This is a genomic window from Myroides odoratus (genome assembly GCF_001549985.1).
Classification (GTDB): Bacteria; Bacteroidota; Bacteroidia; order Flavobacteriales; family Flavobacteriaceae; genus Flavobacterium; species Flavobacterium odoratum_A.
Genome location: NZ_LROZ01000004.1, coordinates 154,286 through 167,458 on the forward strand (window position 1 = coordinate 154,286; position 13,173 = coordinate 167,458).

Sequence of the window (13,173 nt, forward strand, 5' to 3'; positions counted from 1 at the left end):
AATAAAAACTGGTACACGATTTGTATTGTTTTTAAGAAAAGTATGTACAAAGATTTTAATGAAAACAGTCCTGCGGGTTTCCATACCTACTATGTGTATATCCTGACAAACAAGTATCGAACAACCTTTTATATTGGTGTTACAAACAGTATAACAAGACGAGTAGGAGAACATCAAAGGAATAAAGACAATAACCCTAAAAGCTTTACAGGGAAGTATTTTGTAACTGATTTAATCTACTTCGAAACGTTTACTTGGATCCAAAACGCAATAGCAAGAGAAAAGGAATTGAAAGGATGGTCCAGAGCTAAAAAACTGAATTTAGTTCGTTTGAGTAATCCGATGCTACTAACGTTGGAGTTGTGATTCCCTTTTAGTATGGCCCTCCAGTATGTCACCCTGAGGCACGAAGGGTCGCATCCCGCGCTCACACAATACTGTGAGGTACTGTGTTGATTAACAAGCGTTTAGTAACAGATGCGACCCTTCCTACGTCAGGGTGACATACTAGCCGGAGTACTGTGTGGAGCGACTGATTAGAGTGACTGATTAGAGTAACAAGCGTTGAGTAACGGATGCGACCCTTCCTACGTCAGGGTGACATACTAGCCGGAGTACTGTGTGGAGCGACTGATTAGAGTAACAAGTATGATATTCACCCTTAGTAACCACCCAGTAATTCCACCCCGTATGTCACCCTGAGGCACGAAGGGTCGCATTTCGCGCTGACGCAATACTGTGAGGTACTGTGTTGATTAACAGGCGTTGTATGCACGCTCAGTAACCACCCCGTATGTCACCCTGAGGCACGAAGGGTCGCATCTCGCACTGACGCAATACTGTGAGGGTGCTGTGTAGAGTAACAAGTGTAGAGTAACTGGTTAGAGTAACAAGCGTTGAGTAACAAGCGTTTAGTAACAAGCGTTTAGTAACAGATGCGACCCTTCCTACGTCAGGGTGACATACTAGCCGGAGTACTGTGTGGAGCGACTGATTAGAGTAACAAGTGTTGTATTCACGCCTAGTATCCACTCAGTATTTTCCAGCCAGTATTGCATCCTGTATTCATCTCTAGAACTTCCTTTTACAGATGATCATATAAAATGCTGTTTATTCACATCTTGTGTAGTATAAAAATCACTTATCCTTACAGGAAGAGATTTATAGCATATGTGCGTAGTTAAAAGTCCTGTTTTGTCATATAACCACTTTGTTTTCAGGTTGTTATAAAGTTATTTTTATGCTTTTATAAATAAAAAAAGACTTTTATTGCGTTTTTTTCTCGCAAAGAATGAAAGTGTTTAAAAATTAGTATTTTTTTAGGTATAAAATGTGACTTTTTATTGTTTATTTAATGGATTATTTTGTGTTTTCGTTTTATTGTTGAATATAATATTTATTTTTCGTGCAATTATTGTTATATTTGCAAGGATATTAATTTTCTAAAACTAAAGAATATGATAGATTCAATTGTCTTGCATTTAGAAGCATTGAAACGGAATGATTTTTTTGAGGAGTTTTTAGTTTTATTAGAAAAAGAAAAAAAACAAGGAAGAAACTACCTCACTTTATCATCCATTCCAATTGCTTTACATTATCGTTTAATTCAGGAAAATTATACCATTAAACGGATTAAAAAAACAATCCGATATTTCCTTTTTTTTAAAAAAACGGTTTACTCTTTTAAAGTTGAAAAATAGAAAAAAGTGAAGGTAAAAGAATAATAAAGAATATAAGTGAAGAAAGAAAAAAAAAGAATGAATAAGAAGTTCGCTTTAAAATAAAATAAGAAATAATCATAATGTTTCAATATAAGTCAAAATAAAGTTGAAAGAACAATATAATAATGTTAGTTTTTTGTTAAAGTAGGAATTTGTTGTTTTATTTGTGAAAATGCTCTAAAAGCTCTATTTTGTTGAGAAAAATTGTTGATTTTGTCAAATTAATTGATATATTTACAACATCTTACTAAAACAAAAATATTAATAAAATGTTAGAATCAGCATTTGAACAATTGAAATTGTCAGAATGTTCTGATGATTTTGAACAGTTTTTACTCCTACTAGAAAAAGGGAAGAAACAAGGACAGAATTATGTTGCTTTATCCACGCTACCCAAAGGGTTGCATTATCGCCTAATTCAAGAAGACTTTATTATTAAAAGAGAAGAACGTACGGTTAAACGTCTTTTGTTCTTCAAGAAGAGTGTGCTTTATTATGTGGTCAGACCCTCAAAATAAAATTTGTTTTTGTTTACACCGATAAATAGGGGAAAGATAAAATTCGAAGTATTCGAACAAAATTGAAGTTTCTTAAAATTTTATCACCGATCCTTACTATGAAGATCTTAATGAAATAAGATACATCGAATGATCTTGTACCGTATTTGTCATAACTGCTTCAGTATACTTTCCTGAAGCAGTTTTTTTTTGGCTTTTTTTGGAGCTTTTTTGCTTTGTTGCAGGAGGTTTTTTTGTAAGGGGATTTTTTGTAAGGGGGCTTTTTTGTTTTTTTGTGACAATCCTCTTTAATTGATAAAACCTGCGATTTCACCACCTCACAAAGCACAAACCTCACAAAGCGAAAAGAGCAACCCTTACAAAGCACAAATCTCACCGTTTCATAATCCACACCCAGTATGTCACCCTGAAAATAAAAAGGTCTGTTCAACTTTTGTCATCCTGACGAAGGAAGGAGAAGGGTCGCATCTCGCGCTGACGCAATACTGTGAGGTACTGTGTTGATTAACAAGCGTTGAGTAACAGATGCGACCCTTCCTACGTCAGGGTGACATACTAGCCAGAGTACTGTGTGGAGTGACTGGTTAGAGTAACAAGTATGATATTCACCCTTAGTAACCATCCAGTAATTCCACCCAGTATGTCACCCTGAAAATAAAAAGGTCTATTCAACTTTTGTCATCCTGACGAAGGAAGGAGAAGGGTCGCATCTCGCGCTCACAGGATACTATTTTTTGGAGCTTTTTTACAAGAGGCTTTTTTGCAACAATCCTCTTTAATCGATAAAATTAACGATTTCACGAAAAAGCAAAAAAGTGACCTACGATTTCACCACCTCACCACCTCACCACCTCACCACCTCACCACCTCACCACCTCACCGCCTCACCACCTCACAAACCTCACAAAGCGCAAAAAAAAACCACCCCTAAAAAGGAATGGTTATTATTTTTTTATAAAGTTGCTTTTTTGCAAAATGCTTTTTTGTAAGAATCCTCTTTAATCGATAAAACCTGCGATTTTATAAACTCACCGCCTCACCTTCTCACAAAAAAACCACCTCACAAAGCGCAAATCTCACGTTTACATCGCAATTACTTTACCATTTTCTTTCTCGGCTACTTCTTTGCGTAGAGAGCTACTAGAAAAACGGTGATCTCTTGAATTAAAATAAAACTCAATTCCTTTTTCTTCGCAATACTTTCTACCTGTGAAGTTTTTATCAGCATATTCATCCCCTAGAATACGGACGTGAATATGGAAAGCGCGTAGAATATCTTCTAAATCTTGTTCCGTTGTATATGGAACAATTTCATCTACAAATTTACAACCTTTCAATTGGATGTAGCGTTCAACTACCGTTTGAGTCGGTTTATTTTTTTCTGGTCTGTCAATAGTCGGGTCCGTCTGTAGACCTACGATTAAATAATCACACTGGCGTTTTGCCTCTTCAAGCATCTTGATGTGCCCCGCATGTAGCAAGTCAAAAGAACTAAATGTGATACCAATTTTTTTTGTTGTCATAGCATTGGGGTTGAAAGTTTATAATTGTATGAAATGCGTTATTGTAAGATGCAATACAATACAAAGAAAACTTTTGATATTTAGCCAAATTTACAAGGTTTTTAACCTAAGTACCAAATGATTTAAGGGAAAATTAGCTTTCTTTTAATAAGAATGGTTGTTTGGAGTAAAAAAAAGCGTTTTCCTAATCTATTTAGAAAAACGCTTTTTTTTATTGGATATTGTATGAGATACTAATCTAAAGAACTTTTTCCGCTATAGTAACATTTTCTCGCCTCTAGGAATAAGTAGTATTGCACTCCAAAAAGAATAGAGGCAAGCACTAAGTGAGCCGTTTGAGAGCCGAATGGGAAATGAGCATATTGCATCAATACCCCCGTTAAAATCTCTAAAACAAGCAGAATAGCTACCCATTTTACTTTAGAGAAGCCCAAGTTCAATTGTCTGTTTAAGAAGAACAAGTAGAAGTTGAGTACAAACACTAAAATAGAGAAACTACGGTGAATGTAGAAGTCGAGAGTAGGTGTGTTTAACCACAAGTATTCATTGGTAATTCCGGCCTTTACTTGTTCATCTACAAATTCGCGCACCTGTGTACCCAATACAACTTGTACCAAGGTAAGCAATAAGGTAATTACAGTTAAGGTACGGAAGGTAGCGTTGTATTTTTTAATCTCGGTTTTTGCTTTGGCTACTTTGATGATGTTGATTAACAAGGCCACAATAACAAGCGCCATGACCATGTGTACTGTAATTTTAAGTGGGTTTAATACAGAAAAAACCACTGTAGCACCAAGCCACGCTTGGAATCCCATTAAAAAGACCACCAACCAAGAAGCGAAGACTAATTTTTTATTTGTTTTCCAATAGCCAAAAGAAGCAATCGCTAGGGCTAAACAAGCCAATCCGGCTACAGCACCACATAAGCGGTTGATGTATTCCGTCCAGGTGTGTTGGGGGTTAAATTTAGCATAGTCATGCTTGGTGTATTTCTCCCAATGTGCTTCATCATAAAGCGATGGAGTAGTGAAGGTATCTTTGGCTTTCCAAAGGGCTTCATCGTGAATAATCATTTGTCCCTTTTTGTATTCTCGATTAGGTTGCCAAGTTAGTACTTCCTCATCCGTAGGAGGGATGTAGTAACCAAAGCACTTCGGCCAATCTGGACATCCCATTCCGGAACCAGTCATTCGAACTGCTGCCCCAGCAAAAATCACCAGGTACACCAATACCAAGGATAGTTTTGCTAATGGTAAAAAAGAGCTTTTCATCATATTATTTATTTACAATTGTTAGTCCCATTTTAGTTGCCTTTTCAAGCATAAAATCATAGGCTGCCTCATATTCATTCGGGATAACGCCCTCTAGAATAGCCTCTTTAATGGCTTCCTTTAACGTGCCAATTTCTCGACAAGGTTGTAGGTTAAATAAGGCCATAATCTCCTCTCCTGTAATAGGCGGTTGGAAGTTGCGCACATGATCTCGTTCTTCCACTTCTACAATCTTTTGGCGTACCATCTGAAAGTTGTGGTGGTATTTTTTAAACTTATTTGGATTCTTCGTTGTAATGTCTGCTTCACAAAGCGTCATCAAATCTTCTACGTGTTCACCCGCATCAAATACCAAACGACGTACGGCAGAATCCGTTACTTCTTTTTGAGACAGTACAATAGGGCGTGAACTCATCATCACCATTTTTTGTACGAATTTCATTTTCTGATTCAACGGCATATGCAGACGCATAAAGATATTCTTGACCATCTTACCGCCCAAGAATTCATGTCCGTGAAAGGTCCAACCTTGTCGTTTAGAAAAGCGTTTGGTAGGTGCTTTTCCGATATCGTGTAATAAAGCAGCCCAGCGCAGCCATACATCATCTGTATTGCGCGCAATATTGTCTACGACCTCTAGGGTATGGTAGAAGTTGTTTTTATGTGTATGCCCTTCAATTTCTTCTACTTGATTTAAAGCAATCAGTTCGGGAAGAATAAGGTGGAGTAATCCTGTTTGATATAGGAGTAAGAACCCCGTAGAAGGAACATCTGCCTGTAGTATTTTGTTGAGCTCATCGACAATGCGTTCCCCTGAAATAATTTCAAGGCGCTCAGCGTTTTTTGCAATGGAGGCTAAAGAAGCCTCTTCAATGGTAAAGTGAAGCTGTGTAGCAAATCGGATGGCACGCATCATGCGCAAAGGATCATCAGAATAGGTGATATCTGGATCTAGCGGTGTGCGGATTATTTTGTTTCTCAGGTCCTCAACGCCGTTAAACGGATCAATGAGTTGACCATAGGTAGTTGCACTTAGTGAAATTGCTAAGGCATTTATGGTAAAATCTCTTCGGTTTTGATCGTCCTCTAGTGTACCATCTTCTACAACAGGCTTGCGACTGTCAAAGTGATAGGACTCTTTTCGGGCACCCACAAACTCAATGTCAATATCATCGTAGCGCAACATAGCCGTACCGTAGTTTTTAAAAACTTGTACTTTCGGATGATTTGGCAATAAATTAGACACTTCTAAAGCCAAGGCAATACCGCTGCCTACAGCAACAATGTCAATGTCTTTTTTCGAATCTCTTTGCAGTAAAAAATCGCGTACAAAACCGCCAATTACATAAGCTTCTACCCCTAGGTTTGTTGCCGCTTGGGTAATAATCTCAAAAATGGGATGTTGCAGTGCTTCTTTATAGGTTGGGTGTTCTTGGGTCATAATGTCAAATGGCACAGACTATTTGCGTATAATCGTTACCTGTGCGTTTTCTTTTAATTTAATGATAGTTGAAGGTTTATTGGGTTTGGTTTCCTGCTGTTTGAGGTTTACCACATAATCAACTCCCTCAATAATGCGTAAATCGATGTCCATAAAATTTTGAGGCGAAGGATAACCACTGATGTTTGCTGAAGTAGAAACAAGAGGAGTTTTCATGCGCTCAATCAAATTATAACAAAAGGGATCTTTTACTATACGTACACCTAAAGATTGGTCTGCAGAAATAATTTCTGGGGCCACTAGTTTAGGATTATCTAAAATTAGGGTTGTTGGTTTATCGCTAAATTCGAGAATCTCCCAAGCCACTTCAGGAATATTGTGAAAAACGCGATGCAACAATCGATCACCATTTACTAATACAATCATGCTTTTGCTTTCTGCACGTTGTTTTAATTGATATATTTTTTTAATGGCTTCGCTATTGGTCGCATCACAGCCAATCCCCCAAATGGTATCTGTGGGATACAAAATGATACCGCCATTTTTAATTACTTCAAAAGCTTTATGAACTTCTTTTTGGATATCTTCCATTGTCGTTTCCTTACAATAAAATTGGTTCTTTATTTTAAGGGCTTAAAAATACTAAAAAAATGGCATACACGGGAGCCTTGGGGCAGAAGAAATGCAATGGCACTTTCAAAAAAGAAAGAATTATAATATTTTTAAGGGAAGTCCATCTTTTTTGGCTTACTTTTAAGACGCCTAAAATTAGTTATATTATGCATGTGAAAAGAAGAAAGGACTTTAATAAAGAAGAGGTATTAGCGATGTATGCGAAGGTGTGTAAGAACACGTTGATGGAGACATTGCAAATTGAATATATTGATGCAGGTCCTGAATTTTTAGTGGCAAAAATGCCTGTAAATGAACGGGTACATCAACCAGCAGGTTTACTTCATGGTGGTGCTATGGTTGCACTAGCAGAAAGTTTGGGAAGTGGTGCCTCTTTGATGCTCATTGATCCGACGCAGCAAGAAATAAGAGGAATTGAGATATCAGCCAACCACGTGCGCAGTAAGCGAGCGGGGTTTGTTACAGGAACTGCGCGATTGATACACCGTGGGCGTACTTTACATTTATGGGAAATTCGAATTACAGATGAAAATGATGTGTTGTTGTCCGTGTGTAAAATCACCAATATTGTAATTGATAAAAACAAGGGAGAATGAGATTATACGAGACATGGACCCAACAGATAGCAGAAGATAAACCTTTTGTACTCTATAAAAAACCAGGTCAAACCCATGTAATCGGATTGTTTCAACACGATACAACCCTGCACGAAGTAGAACATTTTACAGCATCCGGATTTATAGTAGCGCCTTTTTACGAAGGCATTCGCTTTTATATACCCCTGGCTCATGCAACTAGAATAGAAGAGGAGGTTGCTAGACATCCCTTTGAATCGGGTGCCTTTGAGTTGGATTATGAGGCGCAACCTGCAAAGGCCAATTTTGAAGATTTGGTTAGACGATGTGTTGCTGCAATCAAAGAAGGAAAATTTAGTAAGGTAGTGCCTGCAAGAAAAGAGGAGGTCGCATTGGAGATACAGGATATCCAACCCTTGTTTACTAATTTGTTAAGGGCTTATCCAGAAGCGTTTTGCTATGTGGTTTACCACCCTCAAATCGGACTATGGATGGGGGCAACTCCTGAAACGTTAGTAGAGCTGAAAGGACAAACCCTGCACACGATGGCTTTAGCTGGTACACAGGTAAACCATGGCAAAGATGAGGTGTTTTGGGGAGAAAAGGAGCAAGAAGAACAGCGCTATGTGACGGAGTTTATTGTAGATAAATTACAACCATTGAGTATACATATTGAAGTATCTGAACCCTTTACGAAACGAGCAGCTAAAGTGATGCATATTTGTACAACTATAGAAGCAACACTAAAAGACGTCAATGTGCAGACGGTTGTAGAAGCTTTACATCCGACACCCGCCGTTTGTGGCATGCCAAAAGAGGTAAGTCGAGATTTCTTATTGAAAGAAGAAGGATATGCGCGTAAATACTATGCAGGATATCTGGGAGAATTGAATAGTGCTACAGCAGCAGGAGAATTACACAGTCAGTTGTTCGTCAACCTGAGATGCATGGAGATAGAGAAAGATCACGTTAATTTATACATTGGATGTGGAGTAACGGAAGACAGCGATCCAGCTAGTGAGTTTGTCGAAACCGTTAATAAGTCCACCACCATGAAAAAAGTTTTATTTTAAGCCTATGAAAGTAGATATATTAGCCTTTGGAGCTCATCCAGATGATGTAGAATTGGGATGTGGAGCAACATTAGCGAAAGAAATTCACGGAGGGAAGAAAGTGGGAATTATCGACCTAACTCGTGGGGAATTAGGAACAAGAGGAAGTGCGGAAATTCGCGCACAAGAAGCAGCGGCAGCCGCTCAGATTTTAGGCGTGTCTGTGCGTGAGAATTTAGGTTTTCGCGATGGTTTTTTTGTAAATGACGAAGCACATCAGCTAGAAATCATTAAAATGATCCGCAAGTACAAGCCAGAGATCGTATTGTGTAATGCGATTGACGATCGTCATATTGACCATAGTAAAGGAAGTAAATTAGTTTCTGATGCTTGTTTTCTAGCGGGATTGAGACGTATTGAAACCACAGTGCATGGAGAAGTACAAGAAGCTTGGCGTCCAAAATTGGTGTATCATTACATTCAATGGAAAAATATCGAGCCTGATTTTGTTGTGGATGTAACAGGATTCATCGATCAAAAAGTACAAGCAGTTTTGGCGTACGGAACGCAATTTTATGATGCAAACTCCAAAGAACCCTCAACGCCAATTACTTCCAAAAATTTCTTGGATAGCATTGTGTATCGCGCACAAGACCTAGGACGCTTGATAAATAAAGAACATGCGGAAGGATTTACAGTAGAAAGATATTTGGCAGTCAATCGTTTAGATGATTTGGTATAAAATTTTTAAAAAAATGCTTGCAACGTAAGGAAATATGGCTACCTTTGCAAGCGTCAAAATAAGACAAATACGGTGGTTATAGCTCAGCTGGTTAGAGCGTCGGATTGTGGTTCCGAAGGTCGTGGGTTCGAAACCCATTAATCACCCAAAAAAAATACACGTATGAGTTGATGATCATAATCATCACGGATACAAACAAAAAAGGTGAATGTGTTAAGACACCTACAAAAAAATACACGGTGGCTATAGCTCAGCTGGTTAGAGCGTCGGATTGTGGTTCCGAAGGTCGTGGGTTCGAAACCCATTAGTCACCCAAAAAAGAATACACGGTGGTTATAGCTCAGCTGGTTAGAGCGTCGGATTGTGGTTCCGAAGGTCGTGGGTTCGAAACCCATTAATCACCCCAAAGAGAGAATGAGTAATCATTCTCTCTTTTTTTTTGTGCTTTGCTCTTCGTGAAGTCGTAGGTCGCTTTTTTGTTTTTTTGTGAAATCGTAGGTTTTATCGATTAAAGAAGGAACTCTGTTTTAATCGAACATTTACTTCTCTCGCTTTTCCAATTTGCGCTTTGTGAGGCGGTGAGAAGGTGAGGCGGTGAGAAGATGAGTTTGTGAAGTCGTAGGTTGCTTTTTTGCTTTTTTGTGAAATCGTAGGTTTTATCGATTAAAGAGGATTGTTGCAAAAAAGCAATACGCTAATCCGTTGCTCCGCGCTGTATGTCCCCCTGAAAATAAAAAGGTCTATTCAACTTTTGTCATCCTGACGAAGGAAGGAGAAGGGTCGCATCCGTTATTCAACTGTGCTTTGTGAGGGTAGTGGGGTGCGCTTTGTGAGGCGGTGAGTTTGTGAAGTCGTAGGTTGCTTTTTTGGTTTTTCGTGAAATCGTGGGTTTGATCGATTAAAGAAAATTTATACGATTTAGAACATTTACTTCTCTCCCTTTTCTCTTCTCCAGTTTGTGCTTTGTGAGGTGGTGAGTTTGTGAAGTCGTAGGTTGCTTTTTTGCTTTTTTGTGAAATCGTGGGTTTTATCGATTCAAGAAGAAACTCTGTTTTAATCGAACATTTACTTCTCTCCCTTTTATCTCACTACGTTTACATTTGTTTTGGTGTTCGATGAATATATCTCACCTATTTTATATTTGTTTTGGTATTCGATGAATCTTCACTACGTTTCGATTTTCACTGCGTTTCGATTTCCCTTTTCTTCTCTCTAATTTGTGCTTTGTGAGGCAGTGAGAAGGTGAGGTGGTGAGAAGATGAGTTTGTGAAGTTGTTGGTTTTATTGATTAAAGAAAATTTATACGATTTAGAACATTTACTTCTTTCCCTTTTATCTCACTACGTTTATATTTGTTTTGGTATTCGATGAATCTTCACTACGTTTCGATTTCTCATTTCTCCTCTCCACTTTCTCTTCTCCAATTGCTCCGCTAGTATAAGTCTTTGACTCACAATAAGTCGTTTTTTTTCTTTTTTAACAACTGTAAGTTAGTATTTTGTTTTAAGGTTTGGTATATATAGTTTATTTTTTTACGTTAATGCGTGTTTTTATGATTTAATATTAACGTAAATTTTGCTTTAATCGTTGGTTTATTCTGTTTTTTATCGAATAGATATAATTCTTGTTAGGTTAATTTTAAGTTAATAAAATATTCGCTATTATTACTATTATTTTTTGTTTTAATTGAAAATAAACATAAATGATGTTTTTTTATATTCAAAAAGGCATGTAGTTTGATGTTTTGTGAATGTAGTTAAATTTGTTTTTCTGTTTTTTCTTAAAGTTATAATAGAATATTAGTTAAAAATAGCGATTGTGCACCCAAGTAGAACAAGGAAATTCATACTTGGAGTAGGAAGGAATAGGATATTAGGCTGTTCTGTTCTTTGCTTTCAATCGTTGCATTTAAATCTTAGCATATGTACAAAACCTTACTCTATTCTCTTGTTATTTTATGTTCAGGCACCTTGAGTTGTTTCGGACAAAAAACGTTTAAAGACACCCATCAATTGTTGTGGGTAAAAGGTGTGGATGCACCCAATAGCTCTACTGGATTTAATTATCATGCGCCTATTTTATTTAGTGGTGAATTTCCAGTGCTCAATAAGAAATTTACTTCTTCTACATTTAGCTATGTTTTTTATGTGGTAAAAACGACAAAAGGAGGGGAGAAATTATTCTCACTCTATGATTCGGATGAGTTGCATACGTTTTATACCGATGTAATAAAATCCAATTCAGAAGTAAAGGTTGATTTGTCTTATTTGAATCAAGGGGCTATCGTCAATTTTAATTTTTACAATAAAAACTATAAAAAGGGAAAATCTAAAGGGATTATGTATTTAGACAATACCTATGATAAGACCACAACTGCCCTGTATGAGGTTTTGATTTGTAACGACTGTTCAACGACTTTAAAGCGCGATCAAATTGATACCTATTTGGGGTTGAAGTATGGTATTACGTTGGGTGATAAATCAAAGTATTGGAGTAGTCAGGAAGTAAAAGTTTGGGATGAAAAGCAGGATTCTTCTTTCAACAATCGCATTATTGGTTTGGCAAAAGACCGTTATTTTGGTTTGAATCAAACCGCAACAAAGAGTAATGTAGAACTAGCAGTTGCCTTTAAAAAATCAGATGCTACAACCCGATTAGAAGACCAAACCTATGTGTTGATCGGGGATAATGGCAAGGAAAAAACATTTGATTCTCAGAACAATCGCTTTAAACGCCAGTGGTTGGTTCAAAATAAAGGAGAACACGCGCTGACTTTCGATATGGAGGTTGGGGTTCAACCCGAAAAGGATGAAACCTATGTTTTATATACTTCACAAGGCGGTGAGATTGCCTATGATAAACAGGATACTGTAAACTTGCGTTTTGCTAACATCACCGTATCCCCACAGTCTCATACTTATTTGTCAATCGGCAGAGTAAAACCATTTAAAATAGATATTCAACAAGATACACTAGGTATTAATCGCCTGTATAAATTGGGGATGAATGAGGTAGGAGAGCCTCCTTTTTACATTCAAGCAAGGGATTTACAAACCCAAGAAACCCATGCTTTTATTAGCGAAAGTACATCCTTTCCTCTAGTAGGGTTGCCTAGTGCTACCTATGCTTTGAGTGTGCAAGATACCCAAGGACAACAAGCAGATATAGCATCTGTTGTTTTGGATTTCTCCGAGACAGATCAGCTGAGTTTAGCTTCGAGTTGGGCATTACAAGGGCGTGATTTGATTGAGATTAAACCCCAAATTAAAAGTAAAAACAAACAATACGGATACCGCTGGTATTTGGAAGATAAGTTAATATCTACAGCTCCAGTTTTACGCGTAAACTACCCGGGTACTTTCTCGTTGGAGGTTACAGATGTCAGAGGGAAGTCCCAGCGTTTTGGTTTTACTGTAGACAAGCAAATAAAAACAACGATGGGTGTTGAGGAGCAGTGGTTAGTCACTCCTAATCCGGTGAAGGCAGGAGAGGAATTTACAGTACACTATGATTTTGCATCCGCTAAACAGGTTGATTTTTATATCTATACTCTAGAAGGGAAATTTATCCAACGCAAGAAGCTAGGCCTCATTGAAGGAGGGCAATACACCTATCGTCTAGCAAGTAGAACAACCTATTTATTGGTTTCTATCATCAACAATAAAACATCTTTTCAAACCTTAATTGTCAAATAACC

At 37.6% G+C, this 13,173-nt stretch carries 11 protein-coding genes and 3 tRNA genes; 10 read left to right on the forward strand and 4 right to left on the reverse strand.

The window, feature by feature from the left end:
* Window positions 1-42: 42 nt before the first annotated feature.
* The 3 genes from AWV75_RS06420 (at window position 43) to AWV75_RS06430 (ending at window position 2,239) form a co-directional block, all read left to right on the forward strand.
* Window positions 43-366 (forward strand): GIY-YIG nuclease family protein, encoded by a 324-nt coding sequence (locus AWV75_RS06420; RefSeq protein WP_060873598.1) that lies wholly within the window; start codon window positions 43-45, stop codon window positions 364-366.
* A gap of 1,091 nt (window positions 367-1,457) precedes the next feature.
* A complete protein-coding gene (locus tag AWV75_RS06425) occupies window positions 1,458-1,700 on the forward strand; it encodes a hypothetical protein (RefSeq protein ID WP_060873599.1) in 243 nt (80 codons plus the stop codon).
* 290 nt (window positions 1,701-1,990) lie between these two features.
* Window positions 1,991-2,239 (forward strand): hypothetical protein, encoded by a 249-nt coding sequence (locus AWV75_RS06430; protein WP_060873600.1) that lies wholly within the window; start codon window positions 1,991-1,993, stop codon window positions 2,237-2,239.
* Window positions 2,240-3,321: 1,082 nt separating this feature from the next.
* Here the strand turns inward: AWV75_RS06430 and AWV75_RS06435 are convergent.
* The 4 genes from AWV75_RS06435 to AWV75_RS06450 form a co-directional block, all read right to left on the reverse strand.
* Window positions 3,322-3,762, reverse strand: coding sequence for an adenylyltransferase/cytidyltransferase family protein (locus AWV75_RS06435; protein WP_060873601.1), 441 nt, complete (start codon window positions 3,760-3,762; stop codon window positions 3,322-3,324).
* Between the two features lie 233 nt (window positions 3,763-3,995).
* Entirely contained in the window at window positions 3,996-5,033 is a 1,038-nt protein-coding gene (locus tag AWV75_RS06440; RefSeq protein ID WP_197429562.1) for a COX15/CtaA family protein, read from the reverse strand.
* Window positions 5,034-5,037: 4 nt separating this feature from the next.
* Entirely contained in the window at window positions 5,038-6,474 is a 1,437-nt protein-coding gene (locus AWV75_RS06445; protein ID WP_060873603.1) for a CCA tRNA nucleotidyltransferase, read from the reverse strand.
* An 18-nt stretch (window positions 6,475-6,492) separates the two neighbouring features.
* Window positions 6,493-7,065, reverse strand: coding sequence for an L-threonylcarbamoyladenylate synthase (locus AWV75_RS06450; RefSeq protein WP_002991765.1), 573 nt, complete (start codon window positions 7,063-7,065; stop codon window positions 6,493-6,495).
* 188 nt (window positions 7,066-7,253) lie between these two features.
* Here AWV75_RS06450 and AWV75_RS06455 point away from each other — a divergent pair, with 188 nt between their 5' ends.
* The 7 genes from AWV75_RS06455 (at window position 7,254) to AWV75_RS06485 (ending at window position 13,171) form a co-directional block, all read left to right on the forward strand.
* A complete protein-coding gene (locus AWV75_RS06455) occupies window positions 7,254-7,703 on the forward strand; it encodes a PaaI family thioesterase (protein WP_002991767.1) in 450 nt (149 codons plus the stop codon).
* Window positions 7,700-8,755, forward strand: coding sequence for an isochorismate synthase (locus AWV75_RS06460; protein ID WP_060873604.1), 1,056 nt, complete (start codon window positions 7,700-7,702; stop codon window positions 8,753-8,755). Before AWV75_RS06455 ends, AWV75_RS06460 begins: the two co-directional genes overlap by 4 nt.
* Before the next feature lie 4 nt (window positions 8,756-8,759).
* Window positions 8,760-9,476 (forward strand): bacillithiol biosynthesis deacetylase BshB1, encoded by a 717-nt coding sequence (gene bshB1, locus AWV75_RS06465; protein ID WP_060873605.1) that lies wholly within the window; start codon window positions 8,760-8,762, stop codon window positions 9,474-9,476.
* 72 nt (window positions 9,477-9,548) lie between these two features.
* Window positions 9,549-9,622: transfer RNA gene (locus tag AWV75_RS06470), tRNA-His, on the forward strand.
* 93 nt (window positions 9,623-9,715) lie between these two features.
* Window positions 9,716-9,789, forward strand: a tRNA-His gene (locus tag AWV75_RS06475).
* A 16-nt stretch (window positions 9,790-9,805) separates the two neighbouring features.
* Window positions 9,806-9,882: transfer RNA gene (locus AWV75_RS06480), tRNA-His, on the forward strand.
* 1,516 nt (window positions 9,883-11,398) lie between these two features.
* Complete coding sequence (locus tag AWV75_RS06485) at window positions 11,399-13,171, forward strand: hypothetical protein (protein ID WP_060873606.1); 1,773 nt, start codon at window positions 11,399-11,401, stop codon at window positions 13,169-13,171.
* The last annotated feature ends 2 nt before the right edge of the window (window positions 13,172-13,173 follow it).